Annotated in this window: 29 protein-coding genes and 2 pseudogenes; 15 read left to right on the top strand and 16 right to left on the bottom strand. The window is 66.0% G+C overall.

The genetic code is table 11. From position 1 onward, the window contains the following. Positions 1–805: phosphogluconate dehydrogenase (NAD(+)-dependent, decarboxylating) (gene gnd / locus VGG53_RS01480; RefSeq protein ID WP_331516185.1), on the bottom strand; the 805-nt coding region annotated here is incomplete at its 3' end. Between the two features lie 18 nt (positions 806–823). Next, positions 824–2221 carry a glucose-6-phosphate dehydrogenase gene (locus VGG53_RS01475; protein WP_331516184.1) on the bottom strand — a complete coding sequence of 466 codons (1398 nt, stop codon included), beginning with the start codon at positions 2219–2221 and terminating at the stop codon, positions 824–826. A gap of 312 nt (positions 2222–2533) precedes the next feature. On the opposite strand from VGG53_RS01475, the gene VGG53_RS01470 reads away from it, so the two are divergent. Next, entirely contained in the window at positions 2534–3349 is an 816-nt protein-coding gene (locus tag VGG53_RS01470) for an adenylate/guanylate cyclase domain-containing protein (RefSeq protein WP_331516183.1), read from the top strand. A gap of 4 nt (positions 3350–3353) precedes the next feature. Here VGG53_RS01470 and VGG53_RS01465 read toward each other — a convergent pair whose 3' ends face one another. Next, the gene (locus tag VGG53_RS01465; RefSeq protein WP_331516182.1) at positions 3354–3512 is read right to left on the bottom strand and encodes a hypothetical protein; all 159 of its coding nucleotides are present in this window, start codon (positions 3510–3512) and stop codon (positions 3354–3356) included. 73 nt (positions 3513–3585) lie between these two features. Here VGG53_RS01465 and VGG53_RS01460 point away from each other — a divergent pair, with 73 nt between their 5' ends. Then, positions 3586–4266, top strand: coding sequence for a guanylate cyclase (locus VGG53_RS01460; RefSeq protein WP_414688851.1), 681 nt, complete (start codon positions 3586–3588; stop codon positions 4264–4266). A 4-nt stretch (positions 4267–4270) separates the two neighbouring features. Here VGG53_RS01460 and VGG53_RS01455 read toward each other — a convergent pair whose 3' ends face one another. The 4 genes from VGG53_RS01455 to VGG53_RS01440 all read right to left on the bottom strand — a co-directional run bounded on the left by VGG53_RS01455 (position 4271) and on the right by VGG53_RS01440 (position 5982). Next, positions 4271–4600: a hypothetical protein gene (locus VGG53_RS01455; protein WP_331516180.1), complete on the bottom strand. Its 330-nt coding sequence runs from the start codon at positions 4598–4600 to the stop codon at positions 4271–4273. A gap of 79 nt (positions 4601–4679) precedes the next feature. Next, entirely contained in the window at positions 4680–5228 is a 549-nt protein-coding gene (locus tag VGG53_RS01450; RefSeq protein ID WP_331516187.1) for a restriction endonuclease, read from the bottom strand. 28 nt (positions 5229–5256) lie between these two features. Continuing rightward, on the bottom strand, positions 5257–5478 hold the full coding sequence (locus VGG53_RS01445) for an excalibur calcium-binding domain-containing protein (protein WP_331516179.1): 222 nt from the start codon (positions 5476–5478) through the stop codon (positions 5257–5259). A 105-nt stretch (positions 5479–5583) separates the two neighbouring features. Beyond that, on the bottom strand, positions 5584–5982 hold the full coding sequence (locus tag VGG53_RS01440; RefSeq protein ID WP_331516178.1) for a VOC family protein: 399 nt from the start codon (positions 5980–5982) through the stop codon (positions 5584–5586). Positions 5983–6082: 100 nt separating this feature from the next. Here VGG53_RS01440 and VGG53_RS01435 point away from each other — a divergent pair, with 100 nt between their 5' ends. From VGG53_RS01435 to VGG53_RS01425, 3 genes and pseudogenes are all read left to right on the top strand, one after another. After that, positions 6083–6433: a hypothetical protein gene (locus VGG53_RS01435; protein WP_331516177.1), complete on the top strand. Its 351-nt coding sequence runs from the start codon at positions 6083–6085 to the stop codon at positions 6431–6433. Next, a pseudogene (locus VGG53_RS01430) lies at positions 6417–6935 on the top strand (peroxiredoxin); the annotation flags it as partial. The gene VGG53_RS01435 and the pseudogene VGG53_RS01430, both read left to right, overlap by 17 nt. A gap of 12 nt (positions 6936–6947) precedes the next feature. Next, positions 6948–7391: a DUF742 domain-containing protein gene (locus VGG53_RS01425; protein ID WP_331516186.1), complete on the top strand. Its 444-nt coding sequence runs from the start codon at positions 6948–6950 to the stop codon at positions 7389–7391. A gap of 191 nt (positions 7392–7582) precedes the next feature. Here VGG53_RS01425 and VGG53_RS01420 read toward each other — a convergent pair whose 3' ends face one another. From VGG53_RS01420 to ychF, 3 genes are all read right to left on the bottom strand, one after another. Further along, positions 7583–7954 (bottom strand): type II toxin-antitoxin system VapC family toxin, encoded by a 372-nt coding sequence (locus VGG53_RS01420; protein WP_331516176.1) that lies wholly within the window; start codon positions 7952–7954, stop codon positions 7583–7585. Beyond that, a complete protein-coding gene (locus VGG53_RS01415; protein WP_331516175.1) occupies positions 7941–8147 on the bottom strand; it encodes a type II toxin-antitoxin system VapB family antitoxin in 207 nt (68 codons plus the stop codon). Before VGG53_RS01415 ends, VGG53_RS01420 begins: the two co-directional genes overlap by 14 nt. 235 nt (positions 8148–8382) lie before the next feature. Further along, complete coding sequence (gene ychF / locus VGG53_RS01410) at positions 8383–9456, bottom strand: redox-regulated ATPase YchF (RefSeq protein WP_331516173.1); 1074 nt, start codon at positions 9454–9456, stop codon at positions 8383–8385. Positions 9457–9555: 99 nt separating this feature from the next. On the opposite strand from ychF, the gene VGG53_RS01405 reads away from it, so the two are divergent. Beyond that, positions 9556–10614, top strand: coding sequence for a DUF6542 domain-containing protein (locus tag VGG53_RS01405; RefSeq protein ID WP_331516171.1), 1059 nt, complete (start codon positions 9556–9558; stop codon positions 10612–10614). Here the strand turns inward: VGG53_RS01405 and VGG53_RS01400 are convergent. Then, positions 10611–11615 carry a 4-hydroxy-3-methylbut-2-enyl diphosphate reductase gene (locus VGG53_RS01400; RefSeq protein WP_331516170.1) on the bottom strand — a complete coding sequence of 335 codons (1005 nt, stop codon included), beginning with the start codon at positions 11613–11615 and terminating at the stop codon, positions 10611–10613. The genes VGG53_RS01405 and VGG53_RS01400 overlap by 4 nt on opposite strands. 106 nt (positions 11616–11721) lie before the next feature. On the opposite strand from VGG53_RS01400, the gene VGG53_RS01395 reads away from it, so the two are divergent. The 6 genes from VGG53_RS01395 (at position 11722) to VGG53_RS01370 (ending at position 16955) form a co-directional block, all read left to right on the top strand. Beyond that, positions 11722–12297 (top strand): lipid droplet-associated protein, encoded by a 576-nt coding sequence (locus tag VGG53_RS01395; RefSeq protein WP_331516169.1) that lies wholly within the window; start codon positions 11722–11724, stop codon positions 12295–12297. Next, positions 12294–13565, top strand: a complete 1272-nt coding sequence (gene xseA / locus VGG53_RS01390) for an exodeoxyribonuclease VII large subunit (protein ID WP_331516168.1) — start codon at positions 12294–12296, stop codon at positions 13563–13565. The genes VGG53_RS01395 and xseA overlap by 4 nt, the downstream gene beginning before the upstream one ends. Then, complete coding sequence (locus tag VGG53_RS01385) at positions 13555–13782, top strand: exodeoxyribonuclease VII small subunit (protein ID WP_331516167.1); 228 nt, start codon at positions 13555–13557, stop codon at positions 13780–13782. Before xseA ends, VGG53_RS01385 begins: the two co-directional genes overlap by 11 nt. 63 nt (positions 13783–13845) lie before the next feature. After that, on the top strand, positions 13846–14964 hold the full coding sequence (locus tag VGG53_RS01380; RefSeq protein WP_331516166.1) for a 3-beta-hydroxysteroid dehydrogenase: 1119 nt from the start codon (positions 13846–13848) through the stop codon (positions 14962–14964). A gap of 55 nt (positions 14965–15019) precedes the next feature. Continuing rightward, positions 15020–16087: an NAD(P)-dependent oxidoreductase gene (locus VGG53_RS01375; protein WP_331516165.1), complete on the top strand. Its 1068-nt coding sequence runs from the start codon at positions 15020–15022 to the stop codon at positions 16085–16087. A gap of 34 nt (positions 16088–16121) precedes the next feature. Next, positions 16122–16955: an SDR family oxidoreductase gene (locus VGG53_RS01370; RefSeq protein WP_331516164.1), complete on the top strand. Its 834-nt coding sequence runs from the start codon at positions 16122–16124 to the stop codon at positions 16953–16955. Here VGG53_RS01370 and VGG53_RS01365 read toward each other — a convergent pair. Both VGG53_RS01365 and VGG53_RS01360 read right to left on the bottom strand, forming a co-directional pair. Further along, a complete protein-coding gene (locus tag VGG53_RS01365; RefSeq protein ID WP_331516163.1) occupies positions 16936–17733 on the bottom strand; it encodes a dienelactone hydrolase family protein in 798 nt (265 codons plus the stop codon). The two genes, VGG53_RS01370 and VGG53_RS01365, sit on opposite strands and share 20 nt — an antisense overlap. A 22-nt stretch (positions 17734–17755) precedes the next feature. Beyond that, positions 17756–18394 carry a DUF4245 domain-containing protein gene (locus VGG53_RS01360; protein ID WP_331516162.1) on the bottom strand — a complete coding sequence of 213 codons (639 nt, stop codon included), beginning with the start codon at positions 18392–18394 and terminating at the stop codon, positions 17756–17758. Between the two features lie 55 nt (positions 18395–18449). Here VGG53_RS01360 and glpX point away from each other — a divergent pair, with 55 nt between their 5' ends. From glpX to VGG53_RS01345, 3 genes are read left to right on the top strand one after another with little or no spacing between them, the layout of a single operon-like run. After that, on the top strand, positions 18450–19481 hold the full coding sequence (gene glpX / locus VGG53_RS01355; RefSeq protein ID WP_331516161.1) for a class II fructose-bisphosphatase: 1032 nt from the start codon (positions 18450–18452) through the stop codon (positions 19479–19481). Between the two features lie 26 nt (positions 19482–19507). Continuing rightward, entirely contained in the window at positions 19508–20905 is a 1398-nt protein-coding gene (locus VGG53_RS01350) for a class II fumarate hydratase (protein WP_331516159.1), read from the top strand. Positions 20906–20907: 2 nt separating this feature from the next. After that, entirely contained in the window at positions 20908–21372 is a 465-nt protein-coding gene (locus tag VGG53_RS01345) for an ester cyclase (protein WP_331516157.1), read from the top strand. Between the two features lie 12 nt (positions 21373–21384). Here the strand turns inward: VGG53_RS01345 and VGG53_RS01340 are convergent, their stop codons facing one another. The 3 genes and pseudogenes from VGG53_RS01340 to VGG53_RS01330 all read right to left on the bottom strand — a co-directional run. Then, positions 21385–21729 (bottom strand): GMC oxidoreductase, encoded by a 345-nt coding sequence (locus VGG53_RS01340; RefSeq protein WP_331516156.1) that lies wholly within the window; start codon positions 21727–21729, stop codon positions 21385–21387. Beyond that, positions 21618–22388 carry a GMC family oxidoreductase N-terminal domain-containing protein gene (locus VGG53_RS01335; protein WP_331516155.1) on the bottom strand — a complete coding sequence of 257 codons (771 nt, stop codon included), beginning with the start codon at positions 22386–22388 and terminating at the stop codon, positions 21618–21620. The genes VGG53_RS01340 and VGG53_RS01335 overlap by 112 nt, the downstream gene beginning before the upstream one ends. Before the next feature lie 74 nt (positions 22389–22462). Next, a pseudogene (locus VGG53_RS01330) lies at positions 22463–22674 on the bottom strand (polysaccharide deacetylase family protein); the annotation flags it as partial.

Here is a 22674-nt window from a genome sequence, read left to right as displayed (position 1 = left end):
CATGCAGCGCGATCGCGGTCAGGTCCAGCAGCCAGGAACCGACGACACTGCCCCGGCGCCACACCTCGGCGACATCGGCGATGTCGAAGTCGTACTGGTAGCACTCGGGATTCGACATCGGCGCGGTTTCGGCGTCGCCCTTCTCAACGCGGGTACCGATGTCGGCGTTGCGTAAGATGTTCAGCCCCTCGGCGAGCGAGGCCATCATCCCGTACTCGATGCCGTTGTGCACCATCTTCACGAAGTGCCCGGCCCCGCTAGGCCCGCAGTGGAAGTACCCCTTTTCCGATTGCGCGATCTTGCCGTCGCGGCCCGGGGTGCGCGGTGCCGCATCGACGCCGGGCGCGACGCTTTCGAATATCGGCTCCGCATGCGCGAATGCTTGCTCGTCGCCGCCGATCATCAAACAATAGCCCCGTTCGCGGCCCCACACACCGCCGCTGGTGCCGCAGTCCAAGAGGTGAATACCCTTCTCGGACAACGACTTCGAATGCTTTAGGTCGTCGCGGTAGTAGGTGTTCCCGCCGTCGATCACGATGTCGCCCGATTGCAGCGTGTTAACCAGCTCCTTGATTGCCTCGGTGGTGATATTGCCGGCGGGCACCATCACCCAGACGACTCGAGGCTTTGTGAGGTTATCGACCAGTTCGGAAAGGGACGACACCCCGGTAATCTTGTCTGCGCCGGCCAACGCCTTGACCGCGTCCGGATTGTGATCGTAGACAACGCATTCGTGCCCATGGTCGACCAGTCTGCGGACGATATTCGCGCCCATTCGGCCCAAGCCGATCATCCCTAGCTGCATGTCGCTCTGCTCTCCTTGTTAGTGGTTAACGGCTAGCCACGGCTGTTGCCAGCCGCGATGTCCTCGTAGCAGTTCGCGCGCCGCTTCTGGCCCCCAGGAGCCGGGTTCGTATTGGTGGATTTCGCCGGGGTGGTCCAGCAGCGGCTGCACGATCCGCCAGGTTTCTTCGATGCCGTCCTCGCGAGCGAACAGCTGGTGATTTCCGGTCAGCGCGCCGTGCAGCAACCGCTCGTAGGGCAGCAGCGGCTCGCCCAGGTCCTGCATGAACGACGAGTCCAGGTGCAGGTCGCGCCACCGGTCACCGTCAAGCGCGGTCAACTGCAGGCGCAGGCCCGGGTCGGGGTCGATCCGCAACACGATCTGGTTGGGCTCGGCCCGTCGGCGATCGGGTAGGAAGGCCAGTGATGGGACGCGGTGGGTGAACAACCGCACCTCGGTAACTCGTTCGGCCAGCGCCTTGCCCGCCCGCAAGAAGATCGGCACCCCGGCCCAGCGCCAGTTGTCGATCTCCACCCGCAGCGCGACGAAGGTCTCGGTCTTCGAACGCTTGGCCACCCCGTCGATATCGGTGTAGCCGCGATATTGGCCCCGGACGTATCGATCGGGATCCACCGCGGGTATCGACCGCAGAACGTCGGCTTTTTTGTCGTTGAGGTCGTCTGCGCTCGGACCGACCGGCGGCTCCATCGCCACTCCGGCGAGCACCTGCAGCAGATGGTTTTGCACGACGTCGCGCAGGGCGCCGACCCCGTCGTAGAAGCTGCCCCGGTCTTCGACCCCGAAATTCTCGGCCATCGTGATCTGAATTTCGGAGATGTTGGAGCGATCCCACAGCTCGGTAAGGGCCAGGTTGCCGAAGCGCAGGTACTCCAGTTCGACGACCGGCTCCTTGCCCAGAAAGTGGTCCACCCGGAAGATCTGGTCCTCGTCCAACACCGCGCGCAGACGCGTGTTGAGCTCGCCCGCCGACTTCAGGTCGTGGCCGAACGGCTTTTCCACGGCGACGCGGGATCGCTCCAACAGTTTGGCCCGGGCCAGATTCTCGACAATCGGCGCGAACAGTGACGGCGGCATTTCCAGGTAGAACAGGCAGTCGCGGTTGGCACCGATCTGCTTGGCCAGCGCGTCATACAGCGCGGGATCGGTGACGTCGCCGTGCAGGTAGGACAGTCGGTGCGCGAACCGGTCAAACACCTTGTCGTCGACTTTTTCGCCGCCGTCCTCGATCGCCCTGCGGGCCCGCTTGACCAACTCCTCGACGCTGATGTCGTCGCTGGCGACTCCCAGCACCGGACACTTCAGCAACTCCCGGCGCTCCAGCCGATAGAGCGCCTGAAAGGTCATCTTGTGGGCCAAGTCGCCGGTGATCCCGAAGATCACCAGCAGATCCGAGGCGCTGTTGCCGGGTTCGGCCAATCGGGACCTCCACGATAAATCGACTAGTCAGCGCGGCTTCGCACGTGCACAACGCGCTGCCTCGACCCCGCCACGGCCACCCCCAACCCTAAACACTGCGATTCGGCCCGACAACCGGCAGGCCACAACATGATGTAACCACCGGCCGCCGCGGGCAAACACCAGTCCAGGGCATCGGAAATCGTAGCGTTACTGGAATGTACTCGGCCAGTATGCTTTTCAATTCGCAGCGGTTACCCGGGCAAGGTATGGCGCGTTGTCCCGGCGCCGATCTGGCGCTGTCGCTGCGGAAGCCACGACAGATCGGGGAAGATGCGTGGCATGCACGACCACCTGTTGATCGCGATCTACGCGCTTGCCGGCCTCGCGGTCGTCGAAGCCGCAGGCTTGGGAGTCATGTGGGTGCTGATAACCCGCACGCGCCGCGAAGCCGACGCGCTACGGCAGCAAGCCGATAACCGCAGCTGGCTGCTCTCCAGCGGCCGCGAAGCCGTCAAGACGGTATGGCAGACCGCGAACCTGGTACGCAAAGAAGGTTTCGGCGCCGCCGTGCGCAGCTCGATCGAGGACCTCGCCGACTGGGCCGAGGTGGAACGCCCGGATCTGGCCCGGGTGACTGCGGACGGCAAGGTGGCGATTCTGTTCTCCGATATCGAGGAGTCGACCGCGCTCAACGAGCGAGTCGGTGACCGCGCCTGGGTGAAGCTGATCGGCGAGCACGACAAGCTGGTTCGCAAGCTGGTAAAGCAACGCTCCGGGCACGTGGTGAAAAGTCAGGGTGACGGGTTCATGATCGCGTTCGCCCACGCCGAGCAGGCGGTGCGCTGCGGCATCGATATGCAGGACGCGCTGCACAGAGATGCGCAACATAAGCGGCGCAACGGGATTCGAGTACGCATCGGTATCCATGTGGGCCGGTCGGTGCGTCGCGGCGACGACCTGTTCGGCCGCAACGTCGCGATGGCGGCGCGAGTTGCCGCCCAGGCCTGTGGTGGGGAGGTTTTGGTGAGCGACACAGTGCGCGATGCCCTCAGCGATTGCGAGGACCTCGCTTTCGATGGCGGCCGCGACACCGAGTTGAAGGGCTTCGCGGGCACTCACCGGCTCTTCGCCGTCGCGGCCGCCTGAATCGCTAGCCTTCGCCGGCCTCGGCCAGCCGCTGCTGTAGCCGATCGCGGATCTCGTTGGGGGTGTATGCCCGGCGTCGACGCTGATCGCGGACGACCAGCGCGCCCCCGGCCGCCACCCCGACCACCCCGGCCAACCCCAACAATTTCCAGATGGTGCGCATCGGCTCAGGTTATTCGGGAGTACATCCCGGCGGGGACGGTATTGCATAGGGTGCGGTGGTGGAAGCACACACGGTGAGCTTGGACCGCGCTCTGGAGGAAACCAGGACGGGCGACGTCTGGCTGTTTCGCGGACACTCCGGACCTGACCGCGCGATCCAGACGATGTCGAACAGCCCGGTGAACCACGTCGGCATGACGGTCGCGATCGAGGATCTGCCGCCGTTGATGTGGCATGCCGAACTCGGCGACAAATTGACCGATGTCTGGACGGCCACCAACCACCGCGGTGTACAACTCAACGACGCCCGAGAATCGGTGGAGCGGTGGCTCACTCGTTACGGACAACGGTGTTGGTTACGGCAGATGACCCCCGACATCAACCGCGAGCAGGAGAATCGGCTCCTGCGCCTCATCGCCCGGATGGACGGCACACCATTTCCGTCCACGACCCGGCTCACACTGCGGTGGCTGCGCGGTCAACTGCCGACCAGGTATGACTGGGTGCGGGGAATCCCGGTGTTGGACGCCCGCGTTCGCGAGTCAACGCGCCGGCGCCGGGCACAGCAGCGGCAGGGCGGCTTCGAATCCGCCTATTGCGCCGAGACGGTGGCAGTCACCTACGAGGAGATGGGTCTGATCGAAACCGAAAAACGGTCTAATTGGTTTGACCCTGGCCGCTTTTGGAGCGGTGACGATCTTCCGCTGATTGCGCCGTATCGCCTGGGAAGCGAAATCGCGGTCGTCGCGGACTGATTGGTCAGATCGGGGTCCAAATGTTGTTGTTCCAGAATCCCCACGCACGAGCAGTCTGATTCCACATCACGCTGGCCCCGGGCGCCCACGGCGGCGGGGACGGCTGCGGCGGCGCCCATGACGGCGGGAGTCCCCAAGGCCCGTTTCCCATCGGGCCACCTTGGCCGGCGGCGCGTTCCCAGTCATGGCAGTGGTTCCAGTCCCAGTCGTAGATGCTGCCCCAGCCGGGGTCCCATGCCTGACCGGGACACCAGTGGTAGTTCGGCACAGGCGCCGCCTGGGCTATGCCGCCGGCCAGTCCGAGAGCGGACATCGCCAGGGCGACCACGCTCATTGACCGCCCGACCCGTGGTCGTGTTCGCCTGATAGTCGCCATCTCCCAGAGTTTGCCTTAGCCGGACTGTCGGCACGCGCTAAACCGCTCGTCGTGCAGGAGGCGGCACCCAGGCCTGCAACGCTTTACGACCAATCAACTGACAATTGTGGGTACTGGCGAGTTGTTTGGCCGCGGCCGTGAATTCCTGATTGCTGATCGCAAGGCTCTTGGCGCATCCGTGGTGGCGTGCGCCGGAAACCACCTGCTGCACAGCTGCGACGCCGACCGGTTTGCCCAAGCGCTTGCACTGGACTGCCACCGACTTGCCGTCCCGTTGGGCGATCAGGTCGACGCCGTAGTCGCCGGTCGCCGGGGTGAACGTCACGTGCCAGCCGGCGCGTTGCAGGCGGGCCGCGACGTAGTGCTCGAACTCCGTTCCGGTCATCCCGTCAATGACCACCATCCCGTCGGCGCGCCCCCGCCGATGGCCCTCTGCTGACAGCAAAACGGCCAAAACCAAGCCGACGGCTGCGCCCACCACACCCGCCCGGATGCTGTGGCCGACGAGGCTCGCAAAGACGCCGAAGTAGAGCGGCAGGAAAAGGTATGCGATCTTCATCTCCGGGCCGATGATAAGGACAGCCACCGACAATCGAGGCTAGGTAGCCACTGACTCACCTAGTCGATCTGCGCGCCTTCGACGGCTCGCAGGCGAGTCCGTCTTGGTCGAGGTCGAGATCCGGTCGATAGGCCGGGTCACTGGTCGGGATGCTGTAACGCCCGTCGGCATGCGCTTCATTGCAGTTCTGGTACGGCGGGTCAGCCAATCCTGCTGGTGCGGCAGCGATTTCGATGCCGAAGAGGAGCGATGTGACGGCGAGCGCGGTGCGCAGCATGTGAGCCCTTGCGGATGATCTTTCTGGTCACTGCAAGTCTAGCGGCGCGGATGACCGGCCGTTTGCCGACTCGACGACCTCGCGATCCAACTCGTTCGCCGATACTCAAACTCCGAACTTGGCGCGTGCCTGGTCCGTGACCGGAGTGAACAGATTGACGAGATTTCCATCTGGATCGCGAAACAAGAGTGCGCGATTACCCCACGGCATGGTCGTCGGCTCGGTCACGACCTCGGCCAGGCGCTGGCGGAGTCGCTCGTACTCGGCGTCCACGTCCTCGACGATGAACTCCACAATCGCGCTACGGTTGGCCGCCGGCTCGGCGGACCCTTCCCCGAACAGCGGTACGGTCTTGTCGCTGCCGATGGCCAGCGCACCGACCTGCGTTGGAATCTCGGCGAACAGTTCGCTTCCCCATACTGCGGAGACTTCGGTGACCATCTCGTAGAAGTCGACAAGCCGTTTAACGTCGGCCGTGATGATGCGGGTCGAAACGAATTTCATGGAACTCTCCCTGTCGGACATGGCGTGCAGCGTCTCCTGCGGGGCAGGTTAACCGGACCCTCCGACACTCGCTGACCGGTCACAGCGATCCGGCTCGCGGTTGTCGACGCTGATCAATGCCCCGCCTTACTACGTCACCGTCTCCAACGGCGGCACGGAATTCGTTGCAGCCCTTGCGATCACAGGCAGCGGGTTGCCCTGCAATCATGTTCACGACGAGCCGCTCCACCACGACCGTGTCGTCGTTGGAACGACCGTTGGAATCTCGCTGCCGTCGACCATGCCCGACGCCAGCTCGTTGTATTTCCCGCTGCAGCCGGAATACACCCTCACCGACCTCGAGGTTGCCGAACCGACCACGGTTCCCTGTTCGGCGATGAGCGAATTATCCGAGTCGTGCGTCACACAGAGCGACCCGGCGTTATTCTTTGCCGATGATCGCGGGCGATAAGGCGCCTGACTTCACTCTGTACGATCACACCGGTCGGCCTCGGACACTGTCCGCGCTCCTTTCCGAGGGGCCGATTGTGCTGTTCTTCTTCCCATTAGCGTCCTCACCGATCTGTACAGCTCAGGCGTGTCATTTTCGGGACCTGAGCGGCGAATTCGCCAGGATGGGCGCCCAGCGGGTGGGCATCAGCACCGACACCGTCGACAAGCAGGCCCACTTCGCCCGACAGCGCTCGTTCGACTATCCGCTGCTCTCCGACGCGGAGGGCGTGGTGTCCGAGCTGTTCGGGGTGCGCCGAGGCAGGCTTGCCAAGCTGCGTAGATCCGTCGTGGCGCGTGAGGTAGGCCGGCGTGGCCGGCACACTCGGCGCCGGGGCCTGCTGGCCCGGCTGCTGCCGGTCAGACGGACCACCTTCGTCATCGACACCGACCGCACGATCCTCAAGGTCGTCGCCAGCGAGGTGCGCGCATCGGTGCACGCCGACCAGACCTTGTGGTTCTTGGAGAACCACAGCGTGCCACACGGCCGGGGGAAGCACACCGACGCGCAACAGCAGTCGCAGGGCAAGGGCGAGCCGATTGGCGACTGGTTTGCAGAACCGGAAACCGCGGACGAGCCGAGCTTGGTCCGGCCATACACGCTGACGGCAGGCCGTACCGACGCTGGCGTCGACTTGGCACTCGACGCTCCGGTCGAAGCGCTCAACACCACAGCGAAGCCCCCGCGCTGGCGGAGAAATGATGTGCGGGCCCAGATCCTGACGTCGTGCGTGCACAGCCCCTCGGTCGCAGAGATCGCCGCTCGCCTGTCCTTGCCGCTCGGTGCCACGCGGTTCCTGGTCGACGACCTGGTGACACAGGGTTATTTGCGGGTGCATGCTCCCCTCGGTGACTCGATGACAATAGACGAACGGCGTGAACTGATAAGAAGGACCCTGCGTGGCCTACGAGCACTCTGACGGGGGGCAAGCTCCGAAAGCCGATGTGCGCCAATAAGATTCACATGTGCTGGTAAAGCCGCATGCCAGTCGTGTTCGAGTGGTTCGGCTGAATGTTTGTGGCACGACCGCCCAAATGCGCTCGCTCGATGTCAGACGTCGCTTGTCAGACGTCGAACCGGAATTCGACTAAGTCCCGTTGCCGAACAACGTCACGATTCCTTGGCGAGCGCAACACCAACCTCCGTGCAGACCGCCTTCAGCCGCTTGTCCCTCGTCCAGAGCTGCGCACCATCCACTAGCGCGACGGATCCGAGAAGGTTGACGTCGATTGCGCTCAGTCCCTTGCCCCACAGACGGCGATGTTCGACGAGGTGGAGTATCTCCAGGCGTGTGACAGTCGGGAACTGATGGAGATTGGACAGTAATCCGAGTACGACGTCGCGCTGTTTCAACGAACCAAGTGCCAGCTCTTCGACGACCAAATGGTGGCAGCCGATTTCGTCGTCAGTCAACAGGCTGACGAGACGCGGCTCCGCGGTGTGCAGATGGTCGATCCATATTGACGTGTCAACGAGAATCACCAGCAGACGCCCTCTGCCGAGGGGCGCCAGATGCCTGCGAATCCGTGCCGCCAAGAGCCGCAAGACGACGACCACTCTCGACTCGGATCAATGTTTGCAGTCCCTGACGGAGAAGCGCCACACTCTCGGTCACCCCGGTGAGCTCGGCCGCTTTCGCCAGCAGCGCGTCGTCAATGGTCACCGTTGTCCTCATTCGACACCTCCGTACGCATCAATGATGCGTACCATGATGCCACCAAGACGCCGGGCGTACCAGCGCGACCTGTTCACGCACATCATGCTCACGCTTGCAGGCCCCGATCGCGGCCTGCCAATTCCGCACGCGGTGACGCGGCGAAGGATATCTTCACGCCGGTACCCGGTTTTTTGGAGGTCGTTGTGCAAGACAGCCTCCATTGCCCTTGTACGAGAGCCGACCCCTCCGCGGCTCAGACGTTGAACCGGAATTCGACGACGTCGCCGTCGGCCATCACGTAGTCCTTGCCCTCCATGCGCACCTTGCCCGCGGACTTCGCCGCGGCCATCGACCCGGCGGCGACCAGATCGTCGTAGGACACGATCTCGGCCTTGATGAAGCCCTTCTCGAAGTCGGTGTGGATCACCCCGGCCGCCTTCGGGGCGGTGTCGCCCTGGTGGATGGTCCAGGCTCGCGACTCCTTGGGCCCGGCGGTCAGGTAGGTCTGCAGCTTCAACGTGTGAAACCCGGCCCGCGCCAACGCATCCAGGCCGCGCTCGGTCTGACCGATCGACTCCAACAGCTCGGCGGCCGACTCGTCGTCGAGCTCGATGAGCTCGGCCTCGATCTTGGCGTCCAGGAACACCGCGTCCGCCGGCGACACCAGCGCGCGCAGCTCGGCGACCCGATCGGCGTCGGTGAGCACCGACTCATCGGCGTTGAACGCGTACAAAAAGGGTTTGGTGGTAAGCAGATTCAATTCCCGCAACAGCAGCGCATCGGCTCCGGCGCCGAAGAGCGTGGTCCCGCCGTCAAGCGTCTGCTGTGCGGCCACGGCGGCGTCAAGCAGTGGTTTGCGCTCCTTGTTGTTGCGGGCCTCTTTCTCCAGCCTCGGCACCGCACGCTCGAGCGTCTGCAGATCGGCCAGGATCAGCTCGGTCTCGACGACGTCGATGTCCGACTTCGGGTCAACCTTTCCGGCGACGTGCGTCACGTCGTCGTCGGAGAACACCCGGACCACTTGGCAGATCGCATCGCACTCGCGGATATTGGCCAGGAACTTGTTGCCCAGGCCCGCTCCCTCGGACGCGCCGGCGACCAGACCGGCGATGTCGACGAAGGTCACCGGTGCCGGGACGATGCGCTCCGACGCGAACATCTCCGCGAGCGTCGCCAACCGCGGATCGGGCAGCGGTACGACGCCTTCGTTCGGCTCGATCGTCGCGAACGGGTAGTTGGCAGCGACCACGTTGTTTCTGGTCAGCGCATTAAACAGGGTCGATTTACCGACGTTGGGCAGGCCGACAATCCCGAGGCTCAAGCTCACAGGGAGTCAAGTGTAGGAGAACCGAGAGCTGTGGCACGCCCACGGAATGCTAACAAGGTCGTTACGCATCTTTCGGCGTCAAGCCGGTACGGTCGACATGTGTCAGGACAGCAGGACCGTTCGGCGGTGACGGACGATCACCGCTCGATAGTCCCCGGCATTCCTGGTGTGCCGTGGTGGGCCGCCGTGGTGGTCGCGGTGACCGGTTGCGCTGTGGGGTTTGCTTTCGACGCCGGCTCCGGCAAGGAACTGACCAGCGTTTTTTCCGGGCTTTACGTGGTGGGGTGCCTTGCTGCTGTGCTGGCTGTACGCCAGTCCGGAATTTTCACCGCGATCGTTCAGCCACCGCTGATCTTGTTCTGCGCGGTGCCCGGCGCGTACTTCCTGTTCCACGGCGCCAAATTCACCGGCATCAAAGACCTGTTGATCAACTGCGGCTACCCGTTGATCGAGCGTTTCCCGCTGATGCTGTTCACCTCGGCCGGCGTGCTGCTGGTTGGCCTGGTCCGGTGGACTCTGGGCAGGTTCGACTCGCAGCAGGCCCGGGCTGCTGCGGCGGCCACCGACGCCTCCGACACTGCGGGCGAGGGCGGGCGGCTCGGGTTGGTCGCCAGGCTGACGGCGATGTTCGATCGTGAACCCGCCGACGACGAAACCGTCGACAAGGCCGCCAGGCCCCGGACGCGGCGAACGCACACCGTCGAGCGCTCCGCCAGAGCCACCACGGCCGACGGCCGACGAACCGGCCAGCGTCCGGCATCGTCGCGTACGCGTCGGGCGCGGCCCGCGCTGGACGACGCCGCCGATCCGGCCGGCGAGCGGGCCCGGCGTCGACGCCCTACCCGCGAATTCGATACTTCGGAGCCGCCGCGCCGCAGCAGGTTGCCGCGCGATCCGGACCTGCGTGGCCGCCCGCCGCGGGAAGTCCGCCGCGACCCGCACGCTCGCCGAGATCGCCCGACCACGCGCAGCAGCCGCTTCGACCCCTACGAACCCGTGGAGCCCTTCGACGCTGCCCCCGCGCCCACCCCGCGGCGCAGGCCCGCACCGAACGGGGCCACAGCGACGCACCACCCGATCTCACAAGTCAGGTATCGGAAAGCAGCCGGGGCCGAGGAGTCCTACAACGACCGTCCGCGGCGCCCGCGTGACGCCTAACCGCTGCGCGAGCTCCTGATCTCTCGCGGCAGCGCGAACACCAACGTCTCGTTGGCCGTCGTCACCGGCTGCACCACGTCGTAGCCGTGCTCTGCCAACCGCTCCAAAACGCCACGCACCAGGACCTCAGGCACTGAGGCGCCGGAGGTGACCCCGACAGTGGTGACCCCTGCCAGCCAGGCCGGATCGATGTCGTCGGCGTAGTCGACCAGGTGTGCGGCCGCCGACCCGGCGCCCAGCGCGACCTCGACCAGCCGAACCGAGTTCGACGAGTTGCCCGACCCGACGACGATCACCAGCTCGCACTCCGGCGCCATCGCCTTGACCGCGACCTGACGATTCTGGGTCGCATAGCAGATGTCGTCGCTGGGCGGATCCTGCAACTTGGGGAAGCGCGCCCGCAGCCGCTGCACGGTCTCCATCGTCTCGTCGACCGACAGCGTGGTCTGCGACAACCAGATCACCTTGTCCTCGTCGCGAACCGTCACACCATCCACGGCGCCGGGCCCGTCGACCAGCTGCACATGGTCGGGGGCTTCACCGGCGGTCCCGACGACCTCCTCGTGGCCGTCGTGACCGATCAGCAGGATGTCGTAGTCATCGCGGGCGAAGCGCTTGGCCTCGTTGTGCACCTTGGTGACCAGCGGGCAGGTGGCGTCGATCACCTGCAGCTTCCGCTCGGCCGCCGAGGTATGCACGGTGGGCGCGACGCCGTGGGCGGAGAACACCACGATGGCGCCCTCGGGGACCTCGTCGGTCTCGTCGACGAAAACCGCCCCCGCCTTGGCCAGGGTCTCCACCACATGACGGTTGTGCACGATCTCGTGCCGGACGTAGACCGGCGGGCCGTGCTTTTCCAACGCGCGCTCGACGGTCTCGACAGCGCGGTCGACGCCTGCGCAGTACCCGCGCGGCTCGGCCAGCAGCACCCGCTTGCCGGTGACGGGGTCGGCCACCGAGGCGGTGGCGCCCGGGATGCCCATGTTCACGGTCGGTGGCATGCCAACCAGCGTACTTTCCGTTGTCTCCGTTCTGCACATCGCTGACGGCACAACTCGCGCGCGGTCAGCTTGGAGTTTGTCCGCCGGTTAAGGCAGTCTTGACCGCATGGCTACTGCACCATATGGGGTTCGGCTGCTGGTGGGAGCGGCGACGTTCGCCGTCGAGGAGACGATCAAGCTGCCGAAAACCATCCTGATGTATCCGATGACGCTGGCCAGCACGGCCGCGCACGTTGTGATGCGGTTCCAACAAAACCTGGCCGAGCTGGTGATCAAGGGCGATTCCACCTTGGAGCAGATTTTTCCGCCCAAGGACGAGCAGCCGGAGTGGGCGACGTTCGACGAGGACCTGCCCGACGACAGCGACGATGACGCGTCCGACGCCGACACGGTTGACGGCCAACGCCGCGCCGAAGGACGATTCGCGCTGTATTCGGCGCCTGATGCAACCGACTCTCCGGCGCGGCATGCGGCAAAACCGGCGAAGAAGACAGTCTCTGCGCCGGCGGTGGTCGAGGAGCTGGACTACGAACAGCTGACCCTGGCCCAGTTGCGGGCCCGGCTGCAATCACTCGACGTCGACGAGCTCGAAGCGCTGCTGGCCTACGAGGAGGCCACCAAAGCGCGCGCGCCGTTCCAGACACTGCTGGCCAACAGGATCACGCGCGCGACGGTGAAGTGACCGCCAACACCGTCAGCAACGCCAATCCGCCGGCCGGCTCGGCGAATTCCGCCGAGAACCCGTTTCCGGTACGCGCGGTTGCCATCCGGATCGCAAGCTGGATCGAGAAATTGGGCGCGGTCTGGGTCGAAGGCCAGCTGACTCAGATCAACGTCCGGCCGGGCGCCAAGACGGTCTTCATGGTGCTGCGCGATCCGGCCGCCGACATGTCGCTGACCGTGACCGCTCCGCGCAACCTGGTCGACGATGCACCGGTCAAGCTCGTCGAAGGCGTGCAGGTGGTGGTCTGCGGCAAGCCCAACTTCTTCACCGGCCGCGGCACTCTGACGCTACGGCTGTCCGAGATACGCGCAGTCGGCATCGGTGAACTGCTGGCCCGGATCGAACGGTTGCGCCAACTGCTGGCGGCCGAGGGCCTGTTCGACCCCCGACTCAAACGGCCAATCCCGTTCCTGCCCAACATGATCGGATTGATCACCGGACGTGCCAGCGCGGCCGAGCACGACGTGACCACGGTGGCAGCCGCGCGCTGGCCGGCGGTTCGGTTCGCCGTCCGTAACATCGCCGTCCAGGGTCCGACCGCCGTTTCCCAGCTCGTCACGGCATTGCGGGAGTTGGACGCGGACCCCGGCGTAGATGTCATCGTGGTAGCCCGCGGTGGCGGAAGCGTGGAGGATCTGCTGCCATTTTCCGACGAGACGTTGTGTCGCGCGATCGCCGCGTGCCGCACGCCGGTGGTCAGCGCGGTCGGTCACGAGCCCGACAATCCGCTGTGCGATCTGGTCGCCGACCTGCGTGCCGCCACCCCCACCGATGCCGCCAAGAAGATCGTCCCGGACACCGCGGCCGAGCAGCACCTGCTCGACGACCTGCGCCGGCGCAGTGCCCAAGCGCTGCGCAACTGGGTGGGCCGCGAAGAGCGGGCGCTCGCGCAGTTGCGCAGCCGACCGGTACTGGCCGAGCCGCTGGCCGCGCTGGCGATGCGCGCCGACGAGATACACCGCGCCCGGTCGGCGGTTCGCCGGGACATCGCCCGGCTGATCGACGTGCAAACCGAACGCGTCGGCCACTTGTCGGCCCGGCTGGCCACGCTCGGGCCGGCGGCCACCCTCGCGCGCGGCTATGCCGTGGTGCAGACGCTGGATGGCCACGGTTCCGCGTCGGTGTTGCGGTCGGTCGGCGATGCCCCGGCGGGGACCGCCCTGCGGGTGCGGGTCGGCGACGGCGCGATCGCGGCGATGAGTAAGGGGCCGGCCGATGGCGAGTGACAAAGCTACACCTATTAGTCAGCTCGGGTATGAGAAATGCCGCGACGAGCTGATCGAGGTCGTGCGACTTCTGGAGCAGGGCGGGCTCGATCTCGATGCGTCGCTGGAGCTCTGGGAAAGAGGCCAGCAGCTGGCTAAACGCTGCGAGGAACACTTAGCTGGCGCCCGTAAGCGGGTGGCCGACGCATTGTCCGCCGGCGAACCCGACGATTCTTGAACGGGAAACCATTTCTCTAGGTTTCATTCGAAACTGGAACACGTTTCAGTTATCCTCAGCGGCATGGCTGAGAATTCAGAATCATCGCCGACCGCCCGGCTGGGACGGGTCCTGGTCACCGGCGGCTCGGGGTTCGTCGGCGCCAACCTGGTGACGACCCTGCTCGAGCGGGGTTATCAGGTGCGGTCCTTCGATCGGGTGCCCTCGCCGCTGCCCGCCCAGCCCGGCCTGGAGGTGCTGCGAGGCGACATCTGCGACCGGGACATCGTTGCGGGCGCGGTCGCCGGGATCGACACCGTCTTCCACACCGCGGCGCTGATCGAGTTGATGGGCGGCGCGTCGGTCACCGAGGAGTACCGGCAGCGAAGTTTCGCCGTCAATGTCGAGGGCACGAAGAACTTGGTGCACGCCGGGCAGGCCGCCGGAGTGAAACGCTTCGTCTACACCTCGTCGAACAGCGTGGTGATGGGCGGCAAGCGCATCGCCGGCGGTGATGAGACGCTGCCCTACACCAACCGTTTCAACGATCTCTACACCGAGACGAAAGTGGTCGCTGAACGATTTGTGCTGTCCCAGAACGGGATTGACGGACTTCTGACGTGTGCTGTTCGCCCGAGCGGAATCTGGGGCCGCGGCGATCAGACGATGTTCCGCAAGGTGTTCGAAAGCGTGCTGGCCGGCCACGTCAAGGTGCTGGTCGGCCGCAAGGCCGCACGCCTGGATAACTCCTACGTGCACAACCTGATTCACGGCTTCATCCTGGCCGCACAGCACCTGGTGCCGGGCGGCACCGCACCCGGGCAGGCCTACTTCATCAACGACGACGAACCGGTGAACATGTTCGAGTTCACCCGGCCGGTGGTGGCGGCATGCGGGCAACGGCTGCCACGGTTGCGGATCTCCGGCGCCGCGGTGCGCGCGGCGATGCTGGGTTGGCAGCGGCTGCATTTCCGGTTCGGCCTCCCGCAGCCCCCGCTGGAGCCGCTCGCGGTCGAGCGGCTGTACCTGGACAACTACTTCTCGGTCGCCAAGGCCGCCCGCGATCTCGGCTACCGGCCGCTGTTCACCACCGCGCAGGCGATGGCCGACTGCCTACCCTATTACGTCGAACTGTTCGACCAGATGAAAGCCGCGGCCAGCCCCCAGCCGGTGGCCGTTGTCGCACCCGCCGCAGCCGGGTAGCGGGATATTCCGCGTCGACGTGTAGCGTAATGCGCGATCGCGGGCAAGGAGGGTCATGTCGGACACTGTGCTGGTCACCGGGGCGTTCGGGTTGGTGGGCGCGGAAACCGTGCGACAGCTGATCGCCGACGGTCGCCGGGTCGTCGCCACAGATCTCGACGTACCGGTCAATCGCAAGGCGGCCGCGCTGGTGCCCTCGACTGAGGTGCGTTGGGCCGATCTCACCGATCCTGATGCGGTCGCCGCGCTGTTGCGTGAGGTATCGCCGGCAGTGATCATCCACCTTGCCGCGATCATTCCGCCGGTCTGCTACGCCCGGCCGGAGTTGGCCCGTCGGGTGAACGTCGATGCGACGGGTTTTTTGCTCCACGCCGCCCAAGCGCTGCCGGCGCCGCCGCGGTTCGTCCAGGCCTCCAGCGTTGCCGCCTATGGCGCCCGCAATCCGCACCGGGTCAGCGGCGTGCTCACCGCGGACACCCCGCTGCGGCCCTCCGACATCTACGGCGCGCACAAGGTGGAGGCCGAGAAGCGGGTGCGGGCGTCCGGGCTGGATTGGGTGGTGCTGCGGCTGGGCGGCGTCCTGACCGCCGAGCCGCGGCTCGACCTCCACCTCGACCTGGACACCATCTACTTCGAGGCGTCGCTGCCCGTCGACGGCCGCATCCAGACCGTCGACGTGCGCGACGTCGCGCGCGCTTTCGTCGCCGCCACCACGGCACCGGTGATCGGCGAGACGCTGCTGATCGGCGGCGACGACTCGCACCGGTTGGTCCAGGGCGATATCGTCCCGTCGACCGCGGCGGCGATGGGTCTGGTCGGCGGAATCCCCGCCGGGCGCAAAGGCAACCCGGACAGCGACGCCGACTGGTTCGGCACCGACTGGATGGACACCACCAGGTCGGTGGAAGCTCTTGATTTCCAACGCATTTCGTGGCCACAGGTGCTGGCCGAGACCGCCGAGCGGATGGGTTGGCGCCGCTATCCGGCGCGGCTGGCATCTCCGTTGGCCCACACGTTGCTCAAACGCCGTTCGCCGTACTACCGCCACCCCGGTCGCTACGCCGACCCGTGGCGCGTGATCACCGCCAAATGGCCCGATTCCGGCAAGGGCGCGCAGGGATGACCAGCCGCACCTCAACGGCCAAGCTCGCCTCGTCGTGACTTTCACTGGCCGGCAGGCGATCGTCACCGGCGCCGGCTCGGGCATCGGCGCCGCGCTGTCGCGGGCACTGGTAGCCGCGGGTGCCGACGTCGTCTGCACCGACATCGACGGCGCCGCAGCGGCCCGCACCGCCGAGAGCGTGCATGGTCCCGGGTCGGCGACATCGGCCACCCTCGACGTCACCGACCCGGCCGCGGTCGCGGGGGCCGTCGACGCCGTTGTCGGCCGCGCCGGACGGCTCGACCTGATGTTCAACAACGCCGGAATCGCCTGGGGCGGTGACACCGAACTGCTGACGCTGGATCAGTGGAACGCCATCATCGACGTCAACATCCGCGGCGTCGTGCACGGGGTGAGCGCCGCCTACCCAGTGATGCTGCGACAAGGCCACGGGTACATCGTCAACACCGCGTCGATGGCCGGGCTGACCGCGGCCGGTCAGATCACCAGCTACGTGATGACCAAGCACGCGATCGTCGGGCTGTCACTGGCGCTGCGCTCCGAAGCCGTTCCCCGCGGCGTGGGTGTGTTGGCGGTGTGCCCGGGCGCGGTCGAGACGCCGATTCTGGACAAGGGCGCCGTCGGCGGATTCGTCGGCCGCGACTACTACCTGCGCGGGCAGGGCATGAAGAACGCTTACAGCGCCGACCGGCTGGCCCGCGACACGTTGAGGGCGATCGGCCGTAACAAGGCGCTGTTGATCAAGCCCAGGCAGGCCTACGCGTCCTGGGTGTTCGCCCGGCTGGCGCCAAGTCTGTTGCAGCGCATGTCGATCCGGTTCGTTGCCGATCAGCGCAGGCGGCAAGCGGCTAACGCAGCCGCTCGTTGAGGAACTCGACGACTCGCTTGCGCGCCTCGTAGGCCGGCTGGCCGTCGACCTCACGCACCTCGTCGGTCAGCACCGAATGCGCGATCCGGGAGAAGCCGTGCTCATTTCCTGGGCGCGAGCTGATCTCGATCACCTCGAACGCGTCGCCGAGCCGTTCTTTGAGTGTGGTGAACCGCTCGCCGGGCGACATCTTGTCCTCGCTGAACCGCAGGCCGATCGCACACAGCCCTTCGTTGGCGGCACGGTCTTTGAACGCGTTCAGCTCCAGATCGCTGACTCCGGGATCACGGCGCTGGCGCGGCGTCAGCGGGAAAGGGACCGACGGCTGGCTGAGCACCGGTGCGAGCACGCTGTCGTCGACCGCGGCGGCCAGCGCGAAACCGCCGGTGAAGCAGTGGCCGATCACCCCGACGCCCTTACCCGGCGTCGCCTTGTTGAGATCGCGTGCCAGCGCGCGCAGGAAGACCGACACCGGACGCTGCTTGTTGGTCGCGAAAGCCGCGAATTCCCTTGCCACACAAGCCCGAGCGATGGTGGAGATGACGTAGCCGGGGTCTTTTCCGCGGCCGGGCTCGCCGAACAACGACGGTATCGCCACGGTGAAACCGTTGTCCACCAAGTGGTTTCCCAGTCCCAGTACTCCCGGGTGGATGCCTGGTATCTCCGGGATCAGCACCACGCCGGGTCCCTCGCCCTTGCGGTAGACGTCGTGGGTGTATCCACCGCCGGTGAACGGTGCCACCGACCAGCCGGTGAGGTCGGCTTCCGGTGCAGTCATTGACTGGTCCCTTCTGTCACTGCTACCGGTGCGCCGGTAGGGGCGGCTGCGATTGGGTGGCCGCTGCCAGCGTACGAAACTCCTCGGCGCCGCCGGCACCGGTGATCGCGATCTGCGCGGGGCCGGATGGGTCGGTCAGCCGCGTCGTCCACACCGGCTCAACGCCACCGTCCCCCTGATAGGTGATCCACCGGGTGCCATCCACGTCGACCGTCCCGCTCGGAAACATCGACGGGTGGATCGAGCCGACCAGCTTGTCCTCGTCGGCGTTGCTCTGGGTCAGGCTCACATACATACCGCCCGGGCTGATGTATCCGATGGTGGAGGTGACGGCGTACATCCGCTGGTGGGTCGACCGGTCGGTCCGGCCGTCGGGGATACCGCCGCGGCCGCCGGAGTTGGGCTGCCAGCCCGCGGGCAGCCGTGGCAACCGGACCGGGAACCCGAGCGTCAGCGCATCGGCGCGCAAGGCGCTGGACGCGTCGTAGGCCGGCACCTGCCCGCGGTTGATCCCGCCCGGGGAAAACGAGCACATTCCCACCACGCCCGCCAGCACGATGCACGCCACCACCAGCGGCGCGATCGACCAGAACATGTCCCGGCCGTCCTGCAGCAGCCGAGGCTTGGCCGGTTTGGCCGTCGGCTCGGGCTGCGTCGTCACCAGACGAGTATCCCAGCTCCCGAACGGCAACCCTCCTCTGGGACAATCGGCAACCATGACCGCAGGTTCTCGTCGTGAAGCCCCGGACCGAAACCTCGCCCTCGAACTCGTCCGGGTCACCGAAGCGGGCGCCATGGCCGCGGGCCGCTGGGTGGGCCGTGGTGACAAAGAGGGCGGCGACGGCGCGGCCGTCGACGCAATCCGCCAGCTGGTGAACTCCGTGTCGATGCGCGGCGTCGTGGTGATCGGCGAGGGCGAGAAAGACCACGCGCCGATGCTCTACAACGGCGAAGAGGTCGGCAACGGCGACGGCCCGGAGTGCGACTTCGCCGTCGACCCAGTCGACGGCACCACGCTGATGAGCAAGGGCATGCCCAACGCCATCTCGGTGCTCGCGGTGGCCGACCGCGGCGCGATGTTCGACCCGTCAGCGGTGTTCTACATGAACAAGATCGCGGTAGGTCCGGACGCCGCACACGTGCTGGACATCACCGCACCGATCGCCGAGAACATCCGGGCGGTGGCCAAAGTCAAGGGACTGTCCATCCCCGACATGACGGTCTGCATCCTGGACCGCCCGCGGCATGACCAGCTGATCGAGGACGTCCGGGGCACCGGCGCCCGGATCCGGCTGATCACCGACGGCGACGTGGCCGGCGCGATCTCGGCGTGCCGGCCGGGCTCGGGCACCGACATGCTGGCCGGCATCGGCGGCACCCCGGAGGGCATCATCACCGCCGCGGCCATCCGCTGCATGGGCGGCGAGATTCAGGCGCAACTGGCACCCACCGACGACGCGGAACGACAGAAGGCGCTCGATGCCGGCTACGACCTCGATCAGATCCTGACCACCGGCGACCTGGTGTCCGGGGAAAACGTCTTCTTCTGCGCCACCGGCGTCACCGACGGCGACCTGCTGAAGGGTGTGCGCTACGAGCCCGGGGGCTGCACCACCCAGTCGATCGTGATGCGCTCGAAGTCCGGCACACTGCGGATGGTCGAGGCCTATCACCGGCTGGCCAAGCTCAACGAATACTCGGCTATCGATTTCACCGGCGACAGCAGCGCCGCATACCCACTGCCGTAACCACTAGCTAGCGAGGGGCTTTGCCGATGGCAGACACCGAGTACCGCATCGAGCACGACACCATGGGCGAGGTTCGGGTGCCCGCAAAAGCGTTGTGGCGGGCGCAGACTCAGCGCGCCGTGGAGAATTTCCCGATTTCCGGCCGCGGATTGGAGCGCACCCAGATCCGCGCCCTGGGCCTGCTGAAGGGCGCCTGCGCCCAAGTCAACAAGGACCTCGGATTGCTGGCAGCGGACAAGGCCGACGCGATCATCGCCGCCGCCGCCGAGATCGCCGACGGCAAGCACGACGACCAGTTCCCGATCGACGTCTTCCAGACCGGTTCGGGCACCAGCTCCAACATGAACACCAACGAGGTGATCACCAGCATCGCCGGTGCCAACGGCGTGACCGTGCATCCCAACGACGACGTCAACATGTCGCAGTCCTCCAACGACACCTTCCCGACGGCCACACACATCGCGGCCACCGAAGCTGCTGTGCGCCACCTCATTCCGGCGCTGCAGGTGCTGCACGACGCGCTGGCCGGCAAAGCCCGCGAGTGGCGCACCGTGGTCAAGTCGGGCCGCACCCACCTGATGGACGCCGTGCCGGTGACGCTGGGTCAGGAGTTCTCCGGGTATGCCCGCCAGATCGAGGCCGGCATCGAAAGAGTGCACGGGTGCCTGCCCCGGCTGGGCGAGTTGGCGATCGGCGGCACCGCCGTCGGCACTGGCCTGAATGCCCCCGACGGCTTCGGCGCCAAGGTGGTCCAGGTCCTGGTCGCCGAGACCGGCGTGACCGAATTACGCACGGCGGTCAACTCTTTCGAAGCCCAGGCCGCCCGCGACGGGCTGGTCGAGGCGTCCGGCGCGCTGCGGACCATCGCGGTGTCGTTGACCAAGATCGCAAACGACGTGCGCTGGATGGGCTCGGGCCCGCTGACCGGTCTGGCCGAGATCCAGTTGCCGGACCTGCAGCCGGGTAGCTCGATCATGCCGGGCAAGGTCAATCCTGTTCTCCCCGAGGCGGTTACCCAGGTCGCCGCTCAGGTGATCGGCAACGACGCCGCCGTCGCCGTCGGCGGCCTGTCGGGCGCGTTCGAACTCAACGTCTACATCCCGATGATGGCCCGCAACATCCTCGAGTCGTTCAAGCTGCTGACCAACGTCTCGACGTTGTTCGCCGAGCGGTGCATCACCGGGCTGACCGCCAATGTCGAGCACCTGCGGGAGCTGGCCGAGTCGTCGCCGTCGATCATCACGCCGCTGAATTCGGCGATCGGTTACGAAGAGGCGGCCGCGGTGGTCAAGCAAGCGGTCAAGGAGCACAAGACGATTCGACAGGCGGTCATCGACCGCGGGCTGATCGGCGACAAGCTTTCCGAAGCCGAACTCGACCGTCGCCTCGACGTGCTGGCGATGGCCAAAGTGAACGAGCAGTAGACATGATCAGCGACGACCTCCGGCAACGGCGCCTGGCACTCATCGAAGAGCACATGAACACCGAGGTGACCAAGGAGTTCGATCGCACCCTGGCCACCTTCAACGGGCACCCACACTACGAAATCATGGCCACCGGCCAGGTTTTCGACGGCGACGACGAGGTGATGGGGTACTACCGGACCACCCGGACCGCGTTCCCCGACCAGCGGCACGACAATGTGCGCTTCCACGTCACCGAAGACGCGGTGATCACCGAATTCGACCTGCTGGGAACCAATCTCGGCGAGTTCTACGGCATGCCACCCACCGGCAAAGCGTTCCGGGTGCCGATCATCGCGGTGTTCTTCTTCGATGGTGAACGAATCACCAACGAGCGCATCTACTTTGACAGCGCCAGCCTGGTGACACAGATCGGCCGTGGCGAGCTGCTGGCCTTGGCCGCATCGGGTGAGCTACCGGGGCAGTAGTCGCCGGCTCGGTTAGTTCTGCGCCGCCACCGATGGCCCAGCAGGAGCTTGTGCCAGCAGGAAATCCGCGCAGCGTTCGCCGATCATGGTCGACGCAGCGTTGGTGTTAGCGCGGGGAATCCGAGGTAGCGCCGAGGCGTCGGCAACGCGGAGGTTTTCTATCCCGCGGACGCGGAGATTCTCGTCAAGAGGGCTGTCGGGTTGGTTACCCATCGCGACCGTGCAGGATGCATGGTATGTGGTGATCACGGTCTGCCTGATGTGCGCCTCGATGTCCGAACCGGGGCCTGGGAGAAGTTCGCGCTCGACGGCGGAAGCGATCGGCTCGGTGCCCATGATTTCGCGTGTGCGTTGCACCGCCCGGACGAGTGCTTCGACATCCTCGCGCTCGGAAAACCGTTGCGGATGATCAACCGCCGGACGCCGGCCTTTGTGAGGACCGTCAGATTGTCGCGGTGCCGGAGGTAGCCGCGCGAAGTGCTCCAGCGCTGGCCGTTGTGGATGGTGACGGGAGCGATTGCTGCACCGTCGAGTTCGGGTCCGCTGACGTCGTCGTCGGCGCAGACACCTGCCGCGCGCGCCGCAGCGACCCACCGCTTCGACAACTCGTCGGGATAAGGCGTTCGACCAACTCGCATCGGGCCCTGTTCAATTCGCGCGAATACCGGCGCCACGTCCTGCCACGACCAGCCGGGCAGCTGCCAGCCGTCGTAGTCGAGATCGCTGCCCTTGACCCACACCATCATGTTCATCGCGCTGGTGCCGCCGAGAACCCGCCCGGCGTGTTGAGGAATCCGGCGATCGGCGCAACCGGGCTCCGGCTCGGTTTCATAGCACCAGTCCAACGATGTCCCGAACTGCTGGATGCCTGCCAGCGGGGCTCGCACTGCCAATCGTCGATCCGAACCGCCGGCTTCGACCAACAGCACCGTCGCCGAAGACTCGGCGGCCAGCCGCCCCGCTACCGCACATCCGGCGGAACCGGCCCCAATCACAATGAAGTCGTATGCCGCCACTGGGCACCTCCTACCCGACGTACCCCAGCAACGAGTAAACCCGCTTGTTAGTTGTCCCGCAGTTGATTCCGCACCTAGCTGCCGTTGCTCGATCCGCCCGAATTCTGGCCCGGGACATCGCTGATCGGGAAGTTGGGCATCGGCGGCGGCGACGGGGTGTTCGGCAGCGCCGGAATCTCGGACGCGGGGATGTCGTGCAGGTCGTTGGCCGGTGGACCGTTGTCTCGACCGCCGTAGACGCTCCCCGCGGCGCGCTGCCCGAGAAGCTGGCTGACCGTCACCAAGT

Origin of the sequence: Mycobacterium sp. (assembly GCF_036490025.1) — a bacterium.
Taxonomy (GTDB): Bacteria; Actinomycetota; Actinomycetes; order Mycobacteriales; family Mycobacteriaceae; genus Mycobacterium.
Note: the sequence above shows the minus strand (reverse complement) of the source record. Positions and strands in the feature narration are given on the sequence as shown.

Coding starts and splice junctions, on each gene's coding strand:
- VGG53_RS01440 (WP_331516178.1), bottom strand. CDS start 5,982: ATGAAATTCGTTTCGACCCGCATCATCACGGCCGACGTTAAACGGCTT.
- VGG53_RS01400 (WP_331516170.1), bottom strand. CDS start 11,615: ATGCCACCGACCGTGAACATGGGCATCCCGGGCGCCACCGCCTCGGTG.
- VGG53_RS01395 (WP_331516169.1), top strand. CDS start 11,722: ATGGCTACTGCACCATATGGGGTTCGGCTGCTGGTGGGAGCGGCGACG.
- VGG53_RS01365 (WP_331516163.1), bottom strand. CDS start 17,733: ATGACTGCACCGGAAGCCGACCTCACCGGCTGGTCGGTGGCACCGTTC.
- VGG53_RS01345 (WP_331516157.1), top strand. CDS start 20,908: ATGATCAGCGACGACCTCCGGCAACGGCGCCTGGCACTCATCGAAGAG.
- VGG53_RS01350 (WP_331516159.1), top strand. CDS start 19,508: ATGGCAGACACCGAGTACCGCATCGAGCACGACACCATGGGCGAGGTT.
- VGG53_RS01445 (WP_331516179.1), bottom strand. CDS start 5,478: ATGCTGCGCACCGCGCTCGCCGTCACATCGCTCCTCTTCGGCATCGAA.
- VGG53_RS01465 (WP_331516182.1), bottom strand. CDS start 3,512: ATGCGCACCATCTGGAAATTGTTGGGGTTGGCCGGGGTGGTCGGGGTG.
- VGG53_RS01380 (WP_331516166.1), top strand. CDS start 13,846: ATGGCTGAGAATTCAGAATCATCGCCGACCGCCCGGCTGGGACGGGTC.
- VGG53_RS01385 (WP_331516167.1), top strand. CDS start 13,555: ATGGCGAGTGACAAAGCTACACCTATTAGTCAGCTCGGGTATGAGAAA.
- VGG53_RS01415 (WP_331516175.1), bottom strand. CDS start 8,147: ATGAGGACAACGGTGACCATTGACGACGCGCTGCTGGCGAAAGCGGCC.
- VGG53_RS01455 (WP_331516180.1), bottom strand. CDS start 4,600: ATGAGCGTGGTCGCCCTGGCGATGTCCGCTCTCGGACTGGCCGGCGGC.
- glpX (WP_331516161.1), top strand. CDS start 18,450: ATGACCGCAGGTTCTCGTCGTGAAGCCCCGGACCGAAACCTCGCCCTC.
- VGG53_RS01470 (WP_331516183.1), top strand. CDS start 2,534: ATGCGTGGCATGCACGACCACCTGTTGATCGCGATCTACGCGCTTGCC.
- VGG53_RS01375 (WP_331516165.1), top strand. CDS start 15,020: ATGTCGGACACTGTGCTGGTCACCGGGGCGTTCGGGTTGGTGGGCGCG.